The organism is Rhodococcus shunpengi, from assembly GCF_048381395.1.
Classification (GTDB): Bacteria; Actinomycetota; Actinomycetes; order Mycobacteriales; family Mycobacteriaceae; genus Rhodococcus.
The window spans coordinates 649,131-669,492 of the sequence record NZ_JBLWIU010000008.1 but is presented as its reverse complement, the minus strand read 5'-3'; the positions used below and the strand labels follow the sequence as shown (position 1 = coordinate 669,492).

General features: G+C 69.5%; 23 protein-coding genes. 13 read left to right on the top strand and 10 right to left on the bottom strand.

Going from position 1 to position 20,362, the window contains the following annotated elements; translation table 11 throughout:
• Positions 1-14: 14 nt before the first annotated feature.
• From ACNJ7K_RS03900 to purH, 4 genes are read left to right on the top strand one after another with little or no spacing between them, the layout of a single operon-like run.
• Positions 15-1,148 carry a DUF5336 domain-containing protein gene (locus ACNJ7K_RS03900; protein WP_487041237.1) on the top strand — a complete coding sequence of 378 codons (1,134 nt, stop codon included), beginning with the start codon at positions 15-17 and terminating at the stop codon, positions 1,146-1,148.
• A gap of 49 nt (positions 1,149-1,197) precedes the next feature.
• Complete coding sequence (locus tag ACNJ7K_RS03895; RefSeq protein ID WP_487041236.1) at positions 1,198-2,856, top strand: cell division protein PerM; 1,659 nt, start codon at positions 1,198-1,200, stop codon at positions 2,854-2,856.
• A 55-nt stretch (positions 2,857-2,911) separates the two neighbouring features.
• Entirely contained in the window at positions 2,912-3,559 is a 648-nt protein-coding gene (gene purN / locus ACNJ7K_RS03890) for a phosphoribosylglycinamide formyltransferase (protein WP_225623810.1), read from the top strand.
• The gene (gene purH, locus ACNJ7K_RS03885; RefSeq protein ID WP_159416492.1) at positions 3,546-5,108 is read left to right on the top strand and encodes a bifunctional phosphoribosylaminoimidazolecarboxamide formyltransferase/IMP cyclohydrolase; all 1,563 of its coding nucleotides are present in this window, start codon (positions 3,546-3,548) and stop codon (positions 5,106-5,108) included. The genes purN and purH overlap by 14 nt, the downstream gene beginning before the upstream one ends.
• Before the next feature lie 38 nt (positions 5,109-5,146).
• Here the strand turns inward: purH and ACNJ7K_RS03880 are convergent, their stop codons facing one another.
• The 3 genes from ACNJ7K_RS03880 to ACNJ7K_RS03870 form a co-directional block, all read right to left on the bottom strand.
• Positions 5,147-5,389 (bottom strand): hypothetical protein, encoded by a 243-nt coding sequence (locus ACNJ7K_RS03880; protein WP_006553768.1) that lies wholly within the window; start codon positions 5,387-5,389, stop codon positions 5,147-5,149.
• A 308-nt stretch (positions 5,390-5,697) separates the two neighbouring features.
• Positions 5,698-6,663: an alpha/beta hydrolase gene (locus tag ACNJ7K_RS03875; protein WP_230791935.1), complete on the bottom strand. Its 966-nt coding sequence runs from the start codon at positions 6,661-6,663 to the stop codon at positions 5,698-5,700.
• A 12-nt stretch (positions 6,664-6,675) separates the two neighbouring features.
• Entirely contained in the window at positions 6,676-7,305 is a 630-nt protein-coding gene (locus ACNJ7K_RS03870) for a DUF4126 domain-containing protein (protein WP_487041235.1), read from the bottom strand.
• Between the two features lie 71 nt (positions 7,306-7,376).
• Between ACNJ7K_RS03870 and ACNJ7K_RS03865 the strand changes: the two genes are divergently transcribed.
• A complete protein-coding gene (locus tag ACNJ7K_RS03865) occupies positions 7,377-8,765 on the top strand; it encodes an ATP-binding protein (protein ID WP_088899247.1) in 1,389 nt (462 codons plus the stop codon).
• Positions 8,762-10,699, top strand: coding sequence for a vWA domain-containing protein (locus ACNJ7K_RS03860; RefSeq protein WP_487041234.1), 1,938 nt, complete (start codon positions 8,762-8,764; stop codon positions 10,697-10,699). Before ACNJ7K_RS03865 ends, ACNJ7K_RS03860 begins: the two co-directional genes overlap by 4 nt.
• Positions 10,700-10,703: 4 nt before the next feature.
• Here the strand turns inward: ACNJ7K_RS03860 and ACNJ7K_RS03855 are convergent, their stop codons facing one another.
• From ACNJ7K_RS03855 to rpmB, 7 genes are all read right to left on the bottom strand, one after another.
• Positions 10,704-11,876, bottom strand: coding sequence for an MFS transporter (locus ACNJ7K_RS03855; RefSeq protein ID WP_487041233.1), 1,173 nt, complete (start codon positions 11,874-11,876; stop codon positions 10,704-10,706).
• Positions 11,877-11,879: 3 nt separating this feature from the next.
• Positions 11,880-12,305, bottom strand: a complete 426-nt coding sequence (locus ACNJ7K_RS03850; RefSeq protein ID WP_487041232.1) for a hypothetical protein — start codon at positions 12,303-12,305, stop codon at positions 11,880-11,882.
• Between the two features lie 32 nt (positions 12,306-12,337).
• On the bottom strand, positions 12,338-13,264 hold the full coding sequence (locus tag ACNJ7K_RS03845; protein ID WP_026061586.1) for an AEC family transporter: 927 nt from the start codon (positions 13,262-13,264) through the stop codon (positions 12,338-12,340).
• Positions 13,265-13,437: 173 nt separating this feature from the next.
• A complete protein-coding gene (rpsR, locus tag ACNJ7K_RS03840) occupies positions 13,438-13,695 on the bottom strand; it encodes a 30S ribosomal protein S18 (protein ID WP_006553776.1) in 258 nt (85 codons plus the stop codon).
• Positions 13,696-13,705: 10 nt separating this feature from the next.
• Positions 13,706-14,011, bottom strand: coding sequence for a 30S ribosomal protein S14 (gene rpsN / locus ACNJ7K_RS03835; protein WP_487041231.1), 306 nt, complete (start codon positions 14,009-14,011; stop codon positions 13,706-13,708).
• Between the two features lie 2 nt (positions 14,012-14,013).
• Positions 14,014-14,181, bottom strand: coding sequence for a 50S ribosomal protein L33 (rpmG, locus tag ACNJ7K_RS03830; RefSeq protein ID WP_006553778.1), 168 nt, complete (start codon positions 14,179-14,181; stop codon positions 14,014-14,016).
• Positions 14,181-14,417: a 50S ribosomal protein L28 gene (gene rpmB, locus ACNJ7K_RS03825; protein WP_159416487.1), complete on the bottom strand. Its 237-nt coding sequence runs from the start codon at positions 14,415-14,417 to the stop codon at positions 14,181-14,183. The genes rpmG and rpmB overlap by 1 nt, the downstream gene beginning before the upstream one ends.
• 101 nt (positions 14,418-14,518) lie before the next feature.
• Between rpmB and mrf the strand changes: the two genes are divergently transcribed.
• The 7 genes from mrf (at position 14,519) to ACNJ7K_RS03790 (ending at position 20,362) form a co-directional block, all read left to right on the top strand.
• The gene (gene mrf / locus ACNJ7K_RS03820; protein WP_487041230.1) at positions 14,519-15,736 is read left to right on the top strand and encodes a ribosome hibernation factor-recruiting GTPase MRF; all 1,218 of its coding nucleotides are present in this window, start codon (positions 14,519-14,521) and stop codon (positions 15,734-15,736) included.
• A complete protein-coding gene (locus ACNJ7K_RS03815) occupies positions 15,733-15,984 on the top strand; it encodes a type B 50S ribosomal protein L31 (RefSeq protein WP_088899221.1) in 252 nt (83 codons plus the stop codon). Before mrf ends, ACNJ7K_RS03815 begins: the two co-directional genes overlap by 4 nt.
• 33 nt (positions 15,985-16,017) lie before the next feature.
• Positions 16,018-16,191, top strand: a complete 174-nt coding sequence (gene rpmF, locus ACNJ7K_RS03810; RefSeq protein WP_016694296.1) for a 50S ribosomal protein L32 — start codon at positions 16,018-16,020, stop codon at positions 16,189-16,191.
• A gap of 69 nt (positions 16,192-16,260) precedes the next feature.
• On the top strand, positions 16,261-16,950 hold the full coding sequence (locus ACNJ7K_RS03805; RefSeq protein WP_088899223.1) for a response regulator transcription factor: 690 nt from the start codon (positions 16,261-16,263) through the stop codon (positions 16,948-16,950).
• Between the two features lie 8 nt (positions 16,951-16,958).
• Complete coding sequence (locus ACNJ7K_RS03800; protein ID WP_159419025.1) at positions 16,959-18,362, top strand: HAMP domain-containing sensor histidine kinase; 1,404 nt, start codon at positions 16,959-16,961, stop codon at positions 18,360-18,362.
• 168 nt (positions 18,363-18,530) lie between these two features.
• Positions 18,531-19,790, top strand: a complete 1,260-nt coding sequence (locus ACNJ7K_RS03795; protein WP_487041229.1) for a S1C family serine protease — start codon at positions 18,531-18,533, stop codon at positions 19,788-19,790.
• Positions 19,791-19,864: 74 nt separating this feature from the next.
• On the top strand, positions 19,865-20,362 hold the full coding sequence (locus ACNJ7K_RS03790; RefSeq protein ID WP_006553786.1) for a MogA/MoaB family molybdenum cofactor biosynthesis protein: 498 nt from the start codon (positions 19,865-19,867) through the stop codon (positions 20,360-20,362).

Below are 20,362 nucleotides of genomic sequence, written 5' to 3'. Positions count from 1 at the left end.
CGGCAGGAGAATCGATGACATTCCCCGCAGGCGCATCCGCCCAGAGCAAGGTGGTGCCGTTGCTGCTGCCACTCGCGGTGGCCGTGCTCGGTGCCGTGAACTTCCTGCTCGGCCTCACACCCTTCGTGAACATCACCTTCGGCTCGCAGGTGGCGCTCACGTCCTTCGATTTCGGCTTCGCCGTCGTGCCGCTGGCCTTCCTGCTCTTCGGCGGTGTGAGCGCGGCACTGTCGCTGCTCCCCGGCCAGGACCTGCGTGCCGTGGCCGTCGCGGCGTCGGGCGTCGGTTTCGTGACATCCCTGTTCCAGCTGTTCCATCTGCCCGAGGACACCGGGATCGCGTGGGGCGGCGTGACGATCCTCGTCCTCGGTTTCCTGCAGTTCGCGCTGGCGCTCGTCGCGCTGCTGTTCGGCCTCGGCATCCTCGTGTCCGGCCGGTCGGGTGAGCAGAGTTCCTTCGGGTCGCAGCAGGGCGCCGGGCAGTACCAGGGAGTCGGGTCCGGTGCGGGAACCGGTCAGCCGCAGGGCTCCGGTTCGCCGCAGGGTTACGGTTCGCCGCAGGGTTACGGCCCGCAGGGATACGGCCAGCCCTACGGCTCGCAGCAGGGAGTCACCGGCGGACAGTCCCAGTTCGGTGCGCCGCATCCCGGCCATCAGGCGTATCCCGGACAGCAGACGCCGGGGGAGTACTCCGGCGCGCAGCAGTATTCGGGGTCGCAGCAGTACGGCGGGTCCCAGCAGTATCCGGGCGCTCAGCAGTACGGCGGGCAGCAGTACAGCGGGTCCCAGCAGTTCCCCGGTTCCCAGCAGTTCCCGGGTGCTCAGCAGTACGGCGGAGGAGCGCAGTATCCCGGTGCCCAGCAGTACGGCGGACAGCAGTACCCCGGTGCGCAGCCGACCCAGCAGTACCCGATCCAGGAACCGCACGGCGCTCAGGACTCGACGGACCACACCGACACGCGGGCGGACGGCACAGCCACGCGGGCGGACGGCACAGCCACGCGGGCGGACGGCACAGTCACACGGGCGGACGGCACAGTGTCCGATGACGACACGACGGGCACGGAACGTCGCGAGGAGACCGGGACCACTGCGACCGGCGACCAGGACGCCACGCAGGCGTTCCGCGCACCGGACGACCAGCGGTGATCGGCGCGCCTGACACCACGATCGCCGTGTCGGTGACACTCTCGAACCGATGACTTCGACGCTCGGCCGGTCCACCCGGCACGTTCCCACCGACGACGACAGCCTGGACCCGGAGCGGTTCCGCATCCTGCTCGGTACTGCGGCCCGCGTTCCGGCGGTGACGCTCGCCGTCGTGGCCACCATCGTGGTGACGACGATGGTCGTCGCCAACAGCGATCTCACCGGCATCTACGCCGCGATCGCCGGCACGTGGCTCGCACTGCACCAGGTGACGCTCACGATCGACGGCACGTCGCTCGGCGTGCTGCCGCTGCTGCCCACCGCGGTTCTGGTGTGGCAGGCGGCGCGGGGATGCGCGTCCGCGGCCGACGCGCTCGTCGAGAACAGTGGGTACGCCCTCGATCGTCAGGACGTCTCGCGCATCACCGTCGCCGTCCTCGCCGGCCCGCTGCTCGTGACCGCGGCGTCGCTGATCGTGCTGCAGGATGCGGCGAGCGTGCTGCCGGTGACGCCTCCGAATGCAGCTGCCGCGCTCACGTGGGTTACCGGCATCTACCTCGTCGCGGCCCTCATCGGCATCGGCTCCCGTGTGTGGAAGCCGCTGGTGCGCTACTACTCGGCGCCCGATTGGCTCGTGCTCGCCTTCCGTCCGGCACTGCGGGTGCTGCTGGGGATGTTCGCCCTCGGCGGGGTGGTGGTCGTCGCCGGACTGCTGTGGTCGTGGAACGTCGTCGGTGAACTGCTCGCGCGCGGGGACCACTGGACCGGTGTGCTGGGTCTGACGGTGATGTCGATCCTGTACCTGCCCAACGTCATCATCGGTGCCGCGGCCGTCCTGGCGGGCAGCACCGTGCACTTCGGCGACATCCACCTGAGCCTGTTCGAGGCGACGGGCGGTGACCTCCCGGCGCTGCCGGTGCTCGCGGCGGTCCCCTCGGGCCCGGCCGCAGCGTTCTGGCCGGTGCTGCTGGCCGTTCCGGCGACGATCGGTGCGCTGCTCGGACGTTTCGCCGCGCAGCGAACCCTGCAGGCGAAGGCCGACGGTGCCCCGGTGGGCAGCGCCGACGCTTCATGGACGGTGCTCGCTGCCGCAGCGGGCGCCGGACTCGTCACGGCGCTGGCGACCTGGGTCGCGGGCGGCCCGCTCGGCGTCTTCGGCACGGTCGGCGCCAACTGGTGGCTTGCCGGAATCCTCGTCTTCGCCTGGTGTGGCCTGCTCGGCATCATCACGGCCCAGCTGCTCGTATGGCGCGAAGGTCGACTGGCCGCGGCGGCATTGCGCGCCGACACCGAGGTGGCCGAGGAGACCCCGGAGGACGCGGCGGACGCGGCCGACGCGACCGAGGCCGACGACACCGCTGATGCAGGAGCCGACACAGAACTCGAGGCGCCCGAGGGCGAGACCCCGGCACTCGAGGCCCCTGCGGCAGAGGACGCCGATGACGCGGATGCCACCGACGAGGAGGAATCCTCGGTCGAGGACACCACCGCCGCCGAGCGCGAGGTCGCAGAAGTCGACGGGGACGAAGCCGCCGCAGTCGAGGAGGACGAGGCTGCCGAGGACGACGCGGAGAGCCTCGAGGACGATGCGGACGCCGACGACGTCATCGACGCCGAGGTGGTCGAGGTGGTCGACGAGGATGACGCCGAGGACGAGGGCGAGCCCGACGAGGAGGTCGCGAACAAGGCCGAAAAGGGCGCCGACTAGGCTCTCCTACGGCCGGTCGATCGGCCGACCCACCTCGACTTCACAGGAGTGGACCCTGACTGCCTCGCGTGACCAGCTGCCGCCCACCGCGCCGGCGCGGCTCGTCGTCCTCGCCTCGGGCACGGGCAGCCTCTTGCGTTCGCTGCTCGACGCCACCCGGACCGACGGATATCCCGCGACGGTCGTCGCTGTCGGTGTCGATCGCCAATGTCCCGCCGAAGGGCACGCCGCCGACGAAGGCATCCCGTCGTTCCGCGTCGCATTGCGCGACTTCGAGGACCGCACTTCGTGGGACCGCGCGCTGACCGACGCGGTCGCCGCCCACGAACCCGACCTCGTGGTGTCCGCGGGCTTCATGAAGATCCTGGGTTCGGCCTTCCTCGAGCGGTTCGCCGGCCGCATCATCAACACTCATCCCGCGCTACTGCCGTCGTTCCCCGGCGCGCACGCCGTTGCCGACGCCCTTGCCTACGGCGTCAAGATCACCGGTTCGACGGTGCATCTCGTCGACGGGGGCGTCGACACAGGCCCGATCCTCGCGCAGGAAGCCGTGCAGGTGCTCGACGACGACGACGAGGACACCCTGCACGAGCGCATCAAGGTTGTGGAGCGACGGCTGCTGGCCGAGATGGTCGCCGCCGTCGCCACCCGTGGAGTTGTTTCCGATGGACGAAAGGCCGTGATCCCCGGTGACCGAACGTAAGACTGTGCGCCGCGCGCTGGTCAGCGTGTACGACAAGAGCGGGCTGGTGGAGCTGGCGACAGGGCTCCACGCGGCAGGTGTCGAGCTGGTCTCGACCGGCTCCACGGCCAAGACCATCGCCGACGCAGGCGTGCCGGTGACGAAGGTCGAGGAACTGACCGGCTTCCCCGAGTGCCTCGAGGGCCGGGTGAAGACCCTGCACCCGCGCGTGCACGCCGGCATCCTCGCCGACACCCGCAAGCAGGACCACCTCGACCAGATCGCCGATCTGGGCATCGAGACGTTCGAGCTCGTCGTCGTGAACCTCTACCCGTTCACGCAGACGGTCGCCTCGGGTGCGAGCCCCGACGAGTGCGTCGAGCAGATCGACATCGGTGGCCCGTCGATGGTGCGTGCCGCGGCGAAGAACCACCCGTCCGTCGCGGTCGTCGTCGACCCGGCCGCCTACGGTGACGTGCTCGCCGCCGTCGAGGGTGGCGGTTTCACCCTCGAGCAGCGCAAGCGTCTTGCCGCGCAGGCGTTCCAGCACACCGCCGCCTACGACGTCGCCGTCGCGAGCTGGATGAACAGCGGCTATGCGGCGCCCGAGGGCGACGAGTCGCAGTTCCCGGCGTGGACCGGCGCGACCTGGACCCGCGCGAACGTCCTTCGCTACGGCGAGAACCCGCACCAGGCCGCGGCCCTGTACGTGAACGAGGCGGGCGAGCCGGGGCTCGCGCAGGCCGAGCAGTTCCACGGCAAGGAGATGTCCTACAACAACTACCAGGACGCCGACGCCGCTTGGCGCGCCGCGCACGACCACAGCGAGCCGTGTGTCGCGATCATCAAGCACGCCAATCCGTGCGGCATCGCGATCGCCGACGACATCGCCACCGCGCACCGCAACGCGCACGAGTGCGACCCGGTCTCGGCCTTCGGTGGCGTCATCGCCGCGAACCGTGAGGTGAGCGTCGAGATGGCCGAGCAGGTCGCCGAGATCTTCACCGAGGTGATCATCGCCCCGTCGTACGCCGACGGCGCCGTCGACGTGCTCTCCCGCAAGAAGAACATCCGCATCCTGCGCGCCGATTCGCCGAAGTCGGCTCCGGTCGAGATCCGTCAGATCTCCGGCGGACTGCTCCTGCAGGAGCGCGACGTGCTCACCGCGGACGGCGACTCCACCGCCAACTGGCAGCTCGCGTGCGGCGAGGCCGCCGACGAGGCCACGCTGCGCGATCTCGAATTCGCCTGGCGCGCATGCCGTGCCGTGAAGTCCAACGCGATCCTGCTGGCCTCGGGCGGCGCGACCGTCGGTGTGGGCATGGGTCAGGTCAACCGCGTCGACTCGGCGCGACTCGCCGTGACCCGTGCGGGCGATCGTGTCGCCGGGTCGGTGGCCGCGTCGGATGCCTTCTTCCCGTTCGCCGACGGTCTGCAGGTGCTGACCGAGGCCGGCGTGAAGGCGATCGTGCAGCCGGGTGGCTCCGTGCGCGACAACGAGGTCATCGAGGCCGCTCGCGAGGCCGGCGTGACGCTGTACCTCACCGGCGCACGGCACTTCGCGCACTAGTCACGAACACCACGCGCGGCACCCGCGCGCACCGTCGCTCAGGCGGCGTGCGCGTGGGTGCCGTTGTCGTGTGCGGTGGGTTCGACGGTGCGCTTGCCGCGGCCCTCGGAGATGACCAGCTTGGCGGCGCCACGGTCGAGCAGTTCGCGGATGAGATCCGCGGAGGCGGCGCCGCTCTCGGTACCGCCGACCCGGCTCAGGTCGATGGTGATGGCGTGACCGGTGAGGTCGTCGGGCAGTTCGGTCGACACGGTGCCGCCGGATTCGATTCGCAGTTTCATGGTGTTTCTCCTGTCGAGGTGATCTTGTACGGGTCGCGGTCGGGGATAGAGAAAGGGCACCCGGGGCGTATGTGCCCCGAGTGCCCGAGAACGAGTCGTCGTGTGACTTCTATTCTCGGGATCGCTCCGCCGCGAAGTGGAAGAAGAAGTGAGAAAACGGTACGGAACAATCGGCTACGTACATGTGCTTGTATCGCATCGGACCGTACCTTTCTCATGTGAACCAGTTGGTTAACGGATGACCATACACGAACAACGCGGAATGGACATTTGTTATTTCCGCGTCGTCCGTGCGTAGGGGCGGGTGCTCAGCCCCTCAGCTTGTCGATCCAGGCCTCGAAACCGGACGTGAACTCGTCGGAGAAGGGCAGGTCGGCGACGTAATCGGCGCCTGTCGACTGCTGGTCGCCGATGTCCTTGAGGACGTGGTTGGTGCGTGTCATGCGCAGCGACGTCAGGCGGGTGTGGACGAGTGCCGCGTCGAGCGCGTCGACGTCCTCGACCCGCACTTGGATGTCCTTCGACGAGACCGCGGTGAGCACCGGCAGGTCGCCGGCGACCTGTGCGGCGAGCATCCGCGGATCGAGCGCGTCCTCCTCGGCGAGTGCTTTCGCGTTGGCGGGGACGAGCCCGGCGTTGCGCAGCGGCTCGGGGAGAGTGTCGCTGAGGGTGCCGTCGGCGCGGAGCGACTCGACCGCGCCGGTGAGCGCGACACGCAGTTCGTCGGCGATCTGGACGGGAAGTTGTCCCGCGGCGACGACGGCGTCGAGCTGTGCGTCGATCTGGGCGGTCAGCAGGTCGAGCAGGCGCACGGCGAGCGGTTCGAGCAGGCCGAGTCCGGCGATCGAGTCGTTGTCCTGGGCGAGCGACAGCGCGATCAGCGCGCCTTCGCTGTGCCCGACGACGTAGAGCCGCTCCGGGTCGACCCCGCGCTGCGAACCGAGGAAGGCGAGCGCGTCGGCGGCACCGTCGATGAACGTCGAGAAGCCGAGATCGGCGACGTCGTCGACGCTGTACGGGCCGAGCCCGGTCACGCCGCTGCCGAACTTGTCGTACCGCAGGCTCGCGAAGCCCTTGCGTTCGAGCACGTCGGCGAGGTGCCGCAGGGTGCCGATCGATCCGGGGAGCAGTGCGCTGTCGCCGTTGCGGTCGGTGGGACCGCTGCCGGCGAGCAGCAGCACGGCGGGCACCGGACCCCTCATGGAGACGGGGACCCGCAGGCTGCCGTGCAGGGTCACGTCGCCGCTGGAAAAGGTGATCTCGGTGTCCGACATGTCATGTGTCTATCAGAAGTCGCCGGACCGACCCGTATCGAGGGCGCCGCGGTGTGGCGTCGGTTTCGTGCGCGACGAACGGGCCCGGCGCACCCGGCGGTAGCCCCGTACGCCGAGCCATCCGAACAGCGCCAGCAGCGGGACGACGAGCAGGGGAGCGAGCAACGCGATCAGCGACGTGACGAACGAGGTGACGCTCTCGACGATCGACAGCACCGGGTTGCCGAAACCGGCGGTGGTCGCCGTGCTCGCGACCCGCGTGCCCGTCTGCGCCGTGCTCACCGCCAGGGCGGTCGGGGCGCCGATGACGATGCCCGCGAGTGCCGCCATCGCGGGATCGAGGCTCGCGAAGGCCGCCCACGCAGCGAGCGCACCCGCGACCGGCCGGGTCACCGTGCCGAGGGCGGACAGTGCGTTGTCCACGATCGGCACGAGGTCGGCGACGACCTCCACGGCGGTGGCGATCGTCAGGGCGACGAGCGCCGAGGTGGACCCGAGCCACTGCATCGATTCGTTGAGGACGACCCCGAAGAGTTCGAAGTGGACCGCGGCCGACAGGAGCAGCAGCGGCAGGAAGGTGCGCAGCCCGGTGGCGGCCGCGAGCCCCAGCCCGAGCAGGGCCGCCAGGATCCAGGTGTCCATGCGGCGAGTGTAGGCGGACCGTCGCGGGATCGCGGATGCCGAAACGGCGGTTCGGTCGTACCTTGGGTGAGGTGACGTCACCCACACCGCGCCCCTCCACGGTCGGCGAGCTCCGCGCCTCCGGCCACGTGCAACGGTCCGTCAAGGACGAGATCCGGCACAACCTGCTCGCTGCGCTGCGCGACGGTACCGATCCGTGGCCCGGCATCCTCGGTTTCGAGGACACCGTCGTCCCGCAACTCGAACGCGCCCTCATCGCCGGCCATGACGTGGTCCTGCTCGGCGAACGCGGCCAGGGCAAGACGCGCCTGCTGCGTACCCTGCCGCTGCTGCTCGACGAGTGGACCCCGGTCATCGCCGGCTCCGAACTCGGCGAGCACCCCTACGAGCCCATCACCCCGGCGTCGATCCGTCGTGCCGCCGAACTCGGCGACGACCTGCCCGTCGCGTGGCGGCACCGCAGCGAGCGGTACGCCGAGAAGCTCGCGACGCCCGACACCTCGGTCGCCGACCTCGTCGGCGACGTCGATCCCGTGAAGGTCGCGGAGGGTCGCAGCCTCGGCGACCCGGAGACGATCCACTTCGGTCTCGTGCCCCGCGCGCATCGCGGCATCGTCGCCGTCAACGAACTGCCCGATCTCGCCGAACGCATCCAGGTGTCGCTGCTCAACGTCATGGAGGAGCGCGACATCCAGGTCCGCGGCTACACGCTGCGTCTGCCTCTCGACGTGTTGCTCGTCGCGAGCGCGAACCCCGAGGACTACACGAACCGCGGTCGCATCATCACCCCGCTCAAGGACCGTTTCGGCGCGGAGATCCGCACGCACTATCCGACGCGGCTCGAGGACGAAATCGCCGTCATCGAGCAGGAAGCGCACCTGCAGTCCCGCGTGCCCGACTATCTCTTCGAGATCCTCGCCCGGTTCACGCGGTTGCTGCGCGAATCGACCTCCGTCGACCAACGTTCCGGTGTCTCGGCACGGTTCGCCGTCGCCGGTGCCGAGACCGTCTCGGCTGCGGCCCTGCACCGCGGTGCGGTCCTCGGTGAGGACGATCCGGTCGCGCGTCCCGTCGACCTCGGCACGGTCGTCGAGGTGCTCCGCGGCAAGGTCGAGTTCGAATCCGGGGAGGAGGGAAGGGAATTCGAGATCCTCGACCACCTCCTCCGGCGTGCCACGGCCGAGACCGCCCGCTCGCGGCTCGCGGGCGTCGACCTCGGGCCGCTGGTCGCCGCCGTCGAACAGGGCGATCCGGTGGTCACCGGTGAGCGGATCACCGCGAAGGTGCTGCTCGACGAACTACCCGAACTGCCCGTCCTCGACGCCGTTGCCGAACGGCTCGGTGCCACCGACACCGGAACCCGCGCCGCGGCAGTGGAACTCGCCCTCGAAGGTCTGTATCTGGCACGGCGCATCGCCAAGGACACCGGCGACGACGGCTCGGCGGTGTACTCCCGATGAGCAGGTCGGCCCGCTACGGTCCGTATACCGGGGGCGATCCGCTCGCCCCACCGGTGGACCTGCGCGACGCGCTCGCCGCGATCGGCGACGACGTCATGGCCGGCGCGTCACCCAAACGCGCCCTGCGGGAGTTGCTGCGTCGCGGGCAGGACGGCATGCGTGGCCTCGACAAGCTTGCCGCGCAGGCGAACCGGCGTCGGCGTCAGCTGCTCGATCGCACCAACCTCGACGGCACCCTGCGCGAGGTGCGCGAACTCCTCGACCGCGCCGTGCTCGAGGAACGCAAGGAACTGGCCCGCGCCCTCGACGACGACGCGCGGTTCGCCGAGATGCGGATCGAGGAACTGCCGCCGTCGACGGCGCAGGCCGTGCAGGAACTCGCCGACTACGACTGGCGCAGTGCGCAGGCCCGGCAGGACTACGAGAAGATCCGCGACCTGCTCGGCCGAGAGATGCTCGACCAGCGCTTCGCCGGGATGAAGCAGGCGCTCGAGCGGGCCACCGACGAGGACCGGCAACGCATCTCGGAGATGCTCGACGACCTCAACGAGCTGCTCGACAAGCACTCCCGCGGTGAGGACACCGAGGAGGACTTCGAGCAGTTCATGTCCGAGCACGGTGAGTTCTTCCCGGAGAACCCACAGAACGTGGAGGAACTGCTCGACTCCCTCGCACAGCGGGCAGCGGCGGCGCAGCGGCTGCGCAACTCGCTCACCCCCGAGCAGCGCGACGAACTCGATGCGCTCGCGCAGCAGGCGTTCGGATCCTCGGATCTGATGAGCCGGCTCGACCGTCTCGACGGTCACCTGCGTGCCGCGCGTCCCGGCGAGGACTGGACCGGCTCCGAGCAGGTGCGCGGCGAACAGGGCATGGGTCTCGGTGAGGCCACCTCGGCGCTGCAGGAGCTGTCCGAACTCGACCAGCTCGCCGAGCAGCTGTCGCAGCAGTACGCCGGGGCGTCCCTCGACGACATCGACCTCGACGCGCTCGCCCGGCATCTCGGGCCCGAGGCCGCGGCCGATGCCCGTACTCTCGCCGAACTCGAGAAGGAACTGCAGCGGCAGGGCTTCTTCGACCGGGGTGCCGACGGGCAGTGGCGACTGTCGCCCAAGGCCATGCGCCGGCTCGGCGAAGCGGCCCTGCGCGACGTCGTCAATCGCATCTCGTCGCGCACCGGGCAACGCGAGTCGCGGCGGGCGGGTGTGCTCGGCGAACCCACCGGCGCCTCGAAGACGTGGGAGTTCGGCGACACCGAACCGTGGGACGTCGTGCGGACCCTCACCAATGCGACCCTGCGCAGTCCCGGCCTGCCGGTGCGGATGTCGGTGCAGGACGTCGAGGTGATCGAGACCGAACAGCGGACGCAGGCGGCGGTCGCGCTGCTCGTCGACACGTCGTTCTCGATGGTCATGGACGGTCGCTGGGTGCCGATGAAACGCACGGCCCTCGCGCTGAACCACCTCGTGTCCACGCGCTTCCGCGGGGATGCACTGCAGCTCATCGCGTTCGGCCGGCATGCCCGTGTGGTGTCGGCGCCCGAACTCGCCGGGCTCGACGGCGTCTACGAGCAGGGCACCAATCTGCACCACGCCCTGATGCTCGCGGGTCGTCATCTGCGTCGTCATCCCAACGCGCAGCCGGTGGTCTTCGTCGTCACCGACGGTGAACCCACCGCGCATCTCGAACCGGACGGCTTCGCGGCCTTCGACTACCCGCCGAGCGCACGCACTCTGGGGCTGACGGTGCGCGAACTCGACCACATTGCGCGGCTCGGCGCCCAGGTCACGATCTTCCGGCTCGGCAGCGATCCGGGGCTCGCGCGGGTCGTCGACGTGCTGGCGCGTCGCGTCGGGGGGCGGGTGGTCGCGCCCGACGTCGACGGTCTCGGGGCAGCGGTCGTCGCCGACTACGTGCGGGCCCGTCGGCGGTCGTAAGCACTCAGCGGCGCACCGATCGCCACGTGGTCGTCGCGGCGGCGGACAGCAGGGCAGCGGTCACCCAGAAGATCGACGCGACACCGGCGACCCCGGCGATCGCGCCGGCCACCATGGGCACCGCGACCTGCCCGAGACGGTTGCCGGTCAACCGCACGGCCAGCGCCGACGCGCGGTCGGAGGGTGCGACGAGTTCGACCACCCACGTCATGGTCAGGGGTTGGCCGACGCCCCAGAACATTCCGCACACGGCGAGCAACGCACCGATGACCCAGGGATTCGGCACGAGCGGCAGCAGCGCGACCGGCACGATGGTCCCGGCGGTCGCGGAGACGAGCAGCCACCTGCGCGGAATCCGGCGCAGCGCCCACGGCAGCAAGGCACGCGAGACGATCGACGCCACGGTGCGGGCGGTGAGCAGGATCGACACCAGCAGCACACCGAACCCGAACTGCTCACCGAGCAACGGCAGGTAGGCCACGACGAGGTCGACCGAGGCGAGGACCACGAGGCTCGACAACATCGCGGGCTTCATGCCCTTCGTCGCGAGCATCGACAGGATCGACTGCGGCGCGCCGTCCTCCGCGGTGCGACCGGAGCCGGGCGGCTCGCGGAGCCCCAGCACCAGCGGCAGGGAGAGCAGCGAAACCACCGTCATGACCAGCAACGCGCCGGTGGTCTCGACGGATCCGTTGCCGTCGCCGGTGGTCGCGGCGATCACGCCGGAGACAGGCACACCGACGGCCTGCCCGACCGACACACCCAGCGTGAGGCCGGCGAACCCGCGATCCAGCCGGCCTGGCGGCGACAGGATCGACACGAACGCCTGCCCCGACACCGTGACGAGCAACTGCCCGAGACCGAGCACGACGTTGCCGGCGGCGAGCACCAGCAATCCCGAACTGAGAGCGATCAACCCGGCGCCGACCGTGGTGACGACGATGCCCGAACGGAGAATGGCGGTCGCGTGCCCGCGGTCCACGGCGCGTCCCATCCGCACCGCCGCGATCAGCGGGACGATGGCGTAGAGCGCCGTGACGGCACCGATGGTCGTCGCGTCACCGCCGAGCGCGAGGATCCGGTAGGAGACCAGGACGCGGATCGACTGGAATGCCGCGTGCAGCAGGGCCGTGGACAAGCACAGGTACAGCAGCCAGTGACGCGGAGGATGCGGCATATGTCAGGCGCCGGCCGTCACGACCCGGTCGCCGAGCGGCGACTGCAAGGAGACCTCGAGGGTGCCGACGACGGCGACCATGATGCACATGCGGTCCTGCATCTCCGGCAGCGTGCCGCCGAGGAGCGTCACCGTCACCGCGTCGTCCGTTTCGGTGACGGTCGCGTCGACGCCGAAGCACTCGGGGGTGCCCGTCTCGAAGTGCAGGGCGATCCGGTCGTCGCTCACCCGCGACCACGACAGGATCGTCAGCGGATGCGCGTCGACGATGTCGGGTCGCGGCGAGAACGCCGTCGCCCCTGCCGGAACCGGTTCCTCGGGCAGTGCCGGGACGTCCGGTGTACTCGATGTACTCGACCCGCAGGCCGCGATGAGCAGGCACATCGCGAGGACGGTGATTCCCCGGCAGGCACGGACGACGGAACGCATGGTTCTCACGGTATTCCCGTGTCGCGTGTTCATCACGCCAGCAGGGCGGCGGTCACGCCGATCGCAGGGATGGAGGCGAGGGTGGTGACGAGCGCGGCGTCGCGGGCGAGCACCGTGCCGCGCCCGTAGGCACTGGCGTAGACGAAGACGTTCTGCGCGGTCGGCAGCGCGGCGACCACCACGACGGCGAACAGCGCGTGGCCGTCGAGGCCGAACACGAACCGCCCCATCAGATACGCGAGCACGGGCTGGGCGAGGATCTTGAGCACCGAGGCGAGCGCGATGTCGCGGCGCGGGCTCGTCCCCTTCTCGAGCACCCGGACGCCCTGCAGCGACAAGCCGAACGCGAGCAGCGCACCGGGAACCGACGCGCCGCCGAGCAGATGGAACGGCTGCAGCAACGCCTCGGGAGGCGTCCATCCGCTGATCGCGATGGCGAGTCCGGCCGCGGCGGCCAGGACGATGGGGTTCTTGAACGGCGCGAGCAGGGTGTCGAGGCGCGAGACCCCGGCGCGCATCGTCGACAGGTCGAGCATCGTCAGTGCGATGGGGGAGAGCACGACGATCTGGAACAACAGCAGGGGCGCGACGAACGACGCGTCGCCGAGCACGAACACGGCGATGGGGATGCCGAGGTTCGCGGAGTTGACGTAGCCGGCGCACAGCGCGCCGATGGTCGCCTCGGGAACTGCACGTCGCAGCCAGAGCTTGGCGACGACGAAGTGCACGATCGCGACGGCGAACGCCGTGGCCGCCGCGATGTAGAGGTTGGGCGAGAAGATCACCGACAGGTCGGACGTCGCGAGCACGTCGAACAGCAGCGCGGGGGTGGCGACGAAGAAGACGAGCCGGCTGAGCACCGTCTGCGCCTCGTGCCCGAGAGTGCCCAGGCGCCCCAGCGTGAAGCCGATGGCGATGATCACGAAGATGACACTGAACCCCGCGATCACACCCGACACGGTTGCCTAGTCTAAGGACTCTGGGACGTCTCCCCGTCATCGGACCGAAGCGAGGGTCGAGACCGATGTTGATTGCGGTTCTCGGCAGATTTTCGCGAACAACGTCGGTCTCGGGTGCACACATGACGACGCCGCCCCTCCCGATGGGGAGAGGCGGCGTCGGAAGCTACGACCTACTTGCTGCTGACGTAGGGGAGCAGAGCCATCTCGCGGGCGTTCTTCACCGCGACGGCGACCTGACGCTGCTGCTGCGGGGTCAGGCCCGTGACGCGACGGCTGCGGATCTTGCCGCGGTCGGAGATGAAGGTGCGGAGCAGGTTGACGTCCTTGTAGTCGACGTACTCGATCTTCGCCGCGAAGAGGGGGTTCTTCTTGGGCTTGCGTCCCTCTACGGCACGCGACTTCTTCGACGGTCCTCGCTTGACTGCCATATCTCGCTCCTCACCAGCTCGACTTGTGGACGCCGGGTAGTTCCCCGCGGTGGGCGAGTTCACGCACACGCACTCGTGAGAGCCCGAACTTTCGCAGGTGGCCGCGCGGGCGGCCGTCCGCAGCGTCTCGATTGCGCAATCGTACCGGACTGGCGTCGCGGGGTAGACGCTGCAGTGCCCGCTGGGCTTCGCTGCGCTCCTCGGGCGAGGACGACGGTCGGCGCACGACCTCCTTCAGTTCCGCGCGGCGCTCGGCGTACCGGGCCACGAGCGCCTTCCGTTGCTCGTTGCGTGCGATCTTCGATTTCTTCGCCATGACTACTTCTCCTCCCGGAAGTCGACGTGTCTGCGCAGCACGGGGTCGTACTTGCGCAGGACGAGACGGTCGGGATCGTTCCGGCGGTTCTTCCGGGTGACGTAGGTGTAGCCGGTTCCCGCGGTCGAGCGAAGCTTGACGACGGGCCGGATCTCGCTGCGTGCTGCCATCAGAACTTCTCTCCGCGGGCACGCAGACGCGCGACGACGCTCTCGATGCCGTCGCGGTCGACGATCTTGATGCCCTTGGTGGACAGGTTCAGCGTGACCCGGCGTCCGAGCGAGGGAACGAAATAGGTTCTGCGCTGGATGTTCGGGTTCCACCGCCGGCTGGTGCGGACATGGGAGTGCGATACGGATCTCCCGAAACCGGGTCGCCGTCCGGTGAGTTGGCACGTGGCCGACACGTCGGCTCCTTTCGTAGGTAACGACAATCATTTTCGACAAAGTGCTTCGCCGACTGTACGCTCAGATGTCGTTAATGACAATCGTTATCGAAAGGAGTCCTGTGGACACCAGGACGCCGCTCGTCATCGTCTGCGGATGGCGCGGACGGACTGCGCAGGTCGCGCGGTCGCTCCTGCGTCCGGGCACCGCGGTCGTCCACCACGACCTGTCCGGTCTCGACCAGGGCGTACTCCGCCGCTCCGTGCTCACCGTCGAGGGCGAGCGCAGCGAGATCCTCGAACTCGCGCACGGGTGCGTCTCCTGCACGCTGCGCGAGGATCTGCTGCCGCTTCTGCGCCGCATGCGCGACTACAGCAGCGTCGACCGGATCGTGCTGCACCTCGACCCGCAACTCGAACCCGAGGCACTGTGCTGGGCAGTCGAACATGTCGTGGTGAGCGGGATCGTCGGTCGTGTCGACGGACCCGCGTCCCTCGATGTCCGAGTGGACGGCGTCGTGACCTGCCTCGACGCCGCGACCTGGCTCGAGGACGCGACGGGCGACGACGAACTGAACGAGCGTGTCGACGACGACCGCACCCTGGCGCAGGTCGTCGTCGGCCAGGTCGAGTTCGCCGATGCGTTGGTGGTGCTTCCGGGAGCGGACGGCTGGCAGCAGGCACGCCTGCACGCGGTGCTCACCCGACTCGCCCCGGACGCGCCGATCGCGTGGGCGGGGGAACCGGACGTCGAGCGGCTCCTCCGCGAGATACCCGCCACCGCCCGTCGGGGGACGATCGACGGGGCGCACTCGCCTCTCCTACGAGGTCAACCGCCCCTCGACGACGACTGCGGAATCCGCCTCGTCGAGTTCTCCGCCGACCGGCCGTTCCATCCGGAACGTCTCCACCACGCGATCGACGTGCTGCTCGACGGCGTCGTGCGCGCCCGAGGGCGACTGTGGGTCGCCACCCAACCCGAGAATGCGCTGCTCGTCGAATCCGCCGGTGGAGGACTGCGGGTCGCTCATGCCGGGCCGTGGCTCGTGTCGATGACTCCCGAGCAACAGCGCGAGATCCCGGCGGAACGCCGCGCGATGGCGTCGCTGCGCTGGGACGAACGCTACGGCGACCGGGACACGAGCATCGTCGTCCTCGTCCACGACGCCGACCCGGATCTCATCGACCGCACCCTGCGTGCGGCAGTCGTGACCGACGACGAGTTCGACCGCCCCGACCTGTGGCCGACCTGGCACGACGCCTTCGGTCGATTCCACGAAGACCCATGTGACGACCTCCCGGCAGACCGCCGCGACAACGAGAGAGAGGAACACCGATGAAACCGGCCCTGCATCCCGACTACCACCCCGTGGTCTTCCGGGACGCCAACACCGGCGCCACCTTCCTGACCCGTTCCACCGCGACATCCGAACGCACGACCGTCTGGTCGGACGGCCGTACCTACCCGCTGATCGTCGTCGATGTCACGAGCGACTCGCACCCGTTCTGGACGGGCGCCGCCCGCCTGCTCGACACCGCCGGTCGCGTCGAGAAGTTCGAGCGCAAGTACGGCCGGCGCCGACCCTGATCCCCGAACCTCCCGACATCGAAGGAGAACGACATGGCAGTCCCCAAACGCAGGAAGTCCCGCTCGAACACCCGTCATCGCCGGTCGCAGTGGACGGCGAAGGTCCCCGATCTCGTGCCGGTCACGGTCGACGGAACGACAGTGAAGGTGCCCCGCAGGCTCGTCGAGGCCGTGCACAGGGGTGAGGTCGATCCCCGGACCGACTGAGTCGTAGAGCCCGCCCGCCACCGCGGGTTCTCAGCGCGCTCTCAGTAGGGGCAGGCCACAATGGTGATCATGCGCATTCTGGTGGTCGACGACGACCGTGCGGTGCGGGAGTCGCTGCGCCGGTCACTGAGTTTCAACGGATACACGGTCGACCTCGCGACGGATGGGCAGGACGCCCTCGAGCAGGTCGCGGCGTCGCGTCCGGATGCGATGGTGCTCGACGTGATGATGCCGCGCGTCGACGGTCTCGAGGTGTGCCGCCGACTGCGCAGCACCGGCGACGACCTGCCGATCCTCGTCCTCACCGCGCGCGACTCCGTCTCGGAGCGGGTTGCGGGTCTCGACGCGGGCGCCGACGACTACCTGCCGAAACCGTTCGCGCTCGAGGAACTGCTCGCGCGGCTGCGGGCGCTGCTGCGTCGTGCCGCGCCCGACCCGGATTCGTCCGCCGACGAGGTGCTGCGGTTCGCCGACCTCAGCCTTGACCCCGCGACCCGCGAGGTCACTCGCGGCGACCGGCAGATCAGCCTCACCCGCACCGAGTTCTCCTTGATGGAGATGCTCATGGCGAACCCGCGGAGGGTGCTCACGCGCAGCCGCATCCTCGAGGAGGTGTGGGGTTACGACTTCCCGACCTCCGGCAACGCCCTCGAGGTCTACGTGGGGTACCTGCGACGCAAGACCGAGGCCGGTGGAGAACCGCGCCTGATCCACACGGTGCGCGGCGTCGGGTACGTGCTGCGCGAAACCCCGCCGTGAGCGACCCGATGCGACCACCTCTTCTTCTGACCCGTTCGGTGCCGCTGCGCACCCGCGTCACGCTCCTCGCGGCCGGCGCGGTGGCGCTCGCCGTCGCCGTCACCTCCATCGCGGCCTACGCCGTCGTCTCGCGGGCGTTGTACTCGGAGGTCGACACCCAGTTGCGGGCGCGGGCCGCCGCGCTCGTCGAGTCGAGCACCCTCATCACCTACGACCCGCGCTATATCGGCGGGGCCCAGCTCTACAGCTCCGACATCAGCGTCGCCCTGATCTACCCGGATCTCGGCAGGTACGTGCCGCCGGGCTCGTCGGTCCCCATCGGCGAATCCGAACTGGCGGTGGCCGAGGGCGACCGTGAGTCGTCGCTTCGCACCGTCGCCCAGCAGCGCGTACTGGCCCAGCGCATGCCCGACGGCAGCACGGTCGTGATCGCGCAGCGACTGCGTCCCACCGTCGAGATCCTCAACCGCCTGGCGAGTGTGCTGTTCATCGTCGGCGGGTGCGGGGTGGTGCTCGCCGCCGCCGTGGGTGCGACGGTCGGCCGCACCGGTCTGCGTCCCGTCGCCCGGCTCACCGCCGCCGCCGAGCGGGTCGCCCGCACCGACGACCTGCGGCCCATCCGGGTGACCGGCCACGACGAGCTCGCCCGTCTCACCGAGAGCTTCAACATGATGCTGCGCGCGCTCGCCGAGTCGCGGGAACGGCAGAGCCGGCTGGTCGCCGACGCCGGTCACGAACTGAAGACACCGCTGACCTCACTGCGGACCAACATGGAACTGCTCATCGCGGCGAGCCGTCCCGGTGCACCGAGCCTGCCCGACGAGGACATGGCCGAGTTGCGGGCCGACGTCATCGGCCAGATCGAGGAATTGTCGACGCTCGTCGGTGATCTCGTCGACCTCGCCCGTGAGGAGGCGCCGGAGACGGTCTTCGAGGTCGTCGACGTCGCCGAGGTGGTGGACCGCAGTCTCGAACGCGCGCGTCGACGGCGTACCGACATCGAGTTCCGGGCGACCACCGAGCAGTGGTTCGTCTTCGGCGACCAGGCCGGACTCACCCGCGCGGTGGTCAACGTCCTCGACAACGCGGCCAAGTGGAGCCCGGCCGGGGAGGACGTCGTCGTGAACATGCGGCAGATCGCCAGTGGCCTGATGGAACTGACCGTCGACGACGCCGGCCCGGGGATCCCGGAGGAGGAACGCGAACTGGTGTTCGAGCGGTTCTACCGGGCGACGACCGCGCGGTCGATGCCGGGATCCGGGCTGGGACTGGCCATCGTGCGACAGATGGTCACGAAGCACGGCGGGACGATCGCCGTCGAACGGTCGGATCGTGGTGGCGCGCTGATCCGCATCGTGTTGCCCGGCACCCCGACCCTCGACGGAGAGACGCACCCCACCGAGATCGGATGAATTCGACAGCAAAATCGCGGGTACTTCTGAGGCGACTCTCAGCTGCCCGGTCCATGCTGGACGAAGAAGCGCGGAGGTGCTCGACGCACCCCCGCATGATCGGCCACCGCACGCCGACGTCGACCCGTATGCGTCCGGTGGCCCCGGCGGACGAAGGCGAAGTGACGAATGAGTGAGGACCCCACCCGCGGCGCGGGAGCACCGCAACCGCAACCCCATCCGTACGGCCCCGGTGGATACACCGACCCTTACGCGCAGGCCGCCCAGCAGCCGGCACCTCCGCCGCCGGCGCCGGGATCGAATCACCCAGCACCGAATCACCCAGCACCGAATCACACGGCATCGAATCGCATGCCCGGCCGTTCCGCCCTCGTCGTCGGTGCCATCGCACTGGCGCTGGTGAGCGGCGGCATCGGTGGCGCGGTCGGCGCGTGGTCGATGCGCGACTCGTCCGGACCGGTCGTCAACTCCCTCGACGCCCCGCGGCCCGAGACACAGACGATCGCCGCCGCTCCCGAGGGCAGTGTGCAGGCCGTCGCCGACAGGGTCGTGCCGAGCGTCGTGCGGATCGAGGTCCTCGGTCGCACGGGTGCCGGTGAGGGTTCGGGTGTGGTCCTGTCCTCGGACGGATTGATCCTCACCAACAACCACGTCGTGGCGGGCGGCGGGCAGGGCGCGCGCCTGACGGTCTACTTCTCGGACGGTTCCACCGCACCGGCGACGGTCGTCGGCGCGGACGCGGTCTCGGACATCGCCGTCATCCGGACGGAAGGTCGCACCGACCTCACACCTATCGAACTCGGCAGCGCCGAGAACCTGGCGGTCGGCCAGGAGGTCGTGGCCGTCGGTTCGCCACTCGGACTCCAGAGCACCGTGACGGCGGGCATCGTCTCGGCCCTCAACCGTCCCGTCTCCACGAGCGGGGACACCGCCAACCAGGCGTCGGTCATCGACGCGATCCAGACCGACGCGGCGATCAACCCGGGCAATTCCGGTGGCGCGCTCGTCGACATGGAAGGTCGCCTCGTCGGCATCAACACCGCGATCGCCACGGCCGGCGGACAGTCGGGCTCGATCGGCCTCGGCTTCGCGATCCCCGTCGAGCAGGCCCGGCGCATCGCGCAGGAACTCGTCGACACCGGGCAGGCGACGCACTCGATCATCGGTGTCCAGGTCCCGTCCCGGGACAACGCCTACGGCGCGCGCGTCGTGGAAGTCGTACCCGACGGGCCGGCCGATCGTGCGGGCATCCCGAACAACGCGCTCATCGTCCGCGTCGACGAGCGGGTCATCACCGACGGCGACTCGCTCATCGCCGCGATCCGCTCCCGCGCTCCCGGCGAGACCGTGAAGATCACCTACCGCACGGCCGACGGTGAGGAGAACACCGTCGACGTCGTGACCACCGCAGATTCCGCCGGACGATGAGGGACGACATGGACATAGCTCACATTTCGGTACAAGAGCCGCATGCTCTCGACCCGCAAACTACCGTGGACCTCATGGAACTCGAAGCTCCCAGAAAAGGCCGCGCGCTCGTCGTCGTCGTCGACGACCGCGTCTCCCACGGCGACAGTCCGGACTCCGCGGGCCCGCTGGTCACGGAGCTTCTCGTCGAAGGTGGCTTCGCGGTCGACGGTGTCGTGACGGTCGCGGCCGACGAGGTCGAGATCCGAAATGCACTCAACACCGCGGTGATCGGCGGTGTCGACCTGGTGATCTCCGTCGGTGGCACCGGTGTCACCCCGCGCGACGTGACTCCCGACGCGACCGAGGACGTGCTCGATCACGAGATCCGCGGCATCGCCGAGGCGCTGCGCTCGTCGGGTCTGGCGTCGGGTGCCGTCGACGCCGGCCTCTCCCGCGGTCTCGTGGGAGTCTCCGGATCGACGCTGGTGGTGAACCTCGCGTCGTCGCGTCCCGCCATCCGCGACGGGATGGCGACCCTGCTGCCTCTCGCGGCTCACGTCATCGAAGAGCTGTCCTGGATGGAGGAGTGA

What these genes read in the sequence shown, in the direction of transcription:
- ACNJ7K_RS03815 (WP_088899221.1), top strand. Translation starts at nt 15,733, where the DNA reads ATGAAACCGGCCCTGCATCCCGACTACCACCCCGTGGTCTTCCGGGAC.
- ACNJ7K_RS03850 (WP_487041232.1), bottom strand. Translation starts at nt 12,305, where the DNA reads ATGCGTTCCGTCGTCCGTGCCTGCCGGGGAATCACCGTCCTCGCGATG.
- ACNJ7K_RS03790 (WP_006553786.1), top strand. Translation starts at nt 19,865, where the DNA reads ATGGAACTCGAAGCTCCCAGAAAAGGCCGCGCGCTCGTCGTCGTCGTC.
- ACNJ7K_RS03880 (WP_006553768.1), bottom strand. Translation starts at nt 5,389, where the DNA reads ATGAAACTGCGAATCGAATCCGGCGGCACCGTGTCGACCGAACTGCCC.
- ACNJ7K_RS03870 (WP_487041235.1), bottom strand. Translation starts at nt 7,305, where the DNA reads ATGGACACCTGGATCCTGGCGGCCCTGCTCGGGCTGGGGCTCGCGGCC.
- rpsN (WP_487041231.1), bottom strand. Translation starts at nt 14,011, where the DNA reads ATGGCGAAGAAATCGAAGATCGCACGCAACGAGCAACGGAAGGCGCTC.
- ACNJ7K_RS03895 (WP_487041236.1), top strand. Translation starts at nt 1,198, where the DNA reads ATGACTTCGACGCTCGGCCGGTCCACCCGGCACGTTCCCACCGACGAC.
- ACNJ7K_RS03900 (WP_487041237.1), top strand. Translation starts at nt 15, where the DNA reads ATGACATTCCCCGCAGGCGCATCCGCCCAGAGCAAGGTGGTGCCGTTG.
- ACNJ7K_RS03875 (WP_230791935.1), bottom strand. Translation starts at nt 6,663, where the DNA reads ATGTCGGACACCGAGATCACCTTTTCCAGCGGCGACGTGACCCTGCAC.
- ACNJ7K_RS03800 (WP_159419025.1), top strand. Translation starts at nt 16,959, where the DNA reads ATGCGACCACCTCTTCTTCTGACCCGTTCGGTGCCGCTGCGCACCCGC.
- ACNJ7K_RS03860 (WP_487041234.1), top strand. Translation starts at nt 8,762, where the DNA reads ATGAGCAGGTCGGCCCGCTACGGTCCGTATACCGGGGGCGATCCGCTC.
- rpsR (WP_006553776.1), bottom strand. Translation starts at nt 13,695, where the DNA reads ATGGCAGTCAAGCGAGGACCGTCGAAGAAGTCGCGTGCCGTAGAGGGA.
- ACNJ7K_RS03795 (WP_487041229.1), top strand. Translation starts at nt 18,531, where the DNA reads ATGAGTGAGGACCCCACCCGCGGCGCGGGAGCACCGCAACCGCAACCC.
- ACNJ7K_RS03805 (WP_088899223.1), top strand. Translation starts at nt 16,261, where the DNA reads ATGCGCATTCTGGTGGTCGACGACGACCGTGCGGTGCGGGAGTCGCTG.
- ACNJ7K_RS03855 (WP_487041233.1), bottom strand. Translation starts at nt 11,876, where the DNA reads ATGCCGCATCCTCCGCGTCACTGGCTGCTGTACCTGTGCTTGTCCACG.
- rpmF (WP_016694296.1), top strand. Translation starts at nt 16,018, where the DNA reads ATGGCAGTCCCCAAACGCAGGAAGTCCCGCTCGAACACCCGTCATCGC.
- rpmG (WP_006553778.1), bottom strand. Translation starts at nt 14,181, where the DNA reads ATGGCAGCACGCAGCGAGATCCGGCCCGTCGTCAAGCTTCGCTCGACC.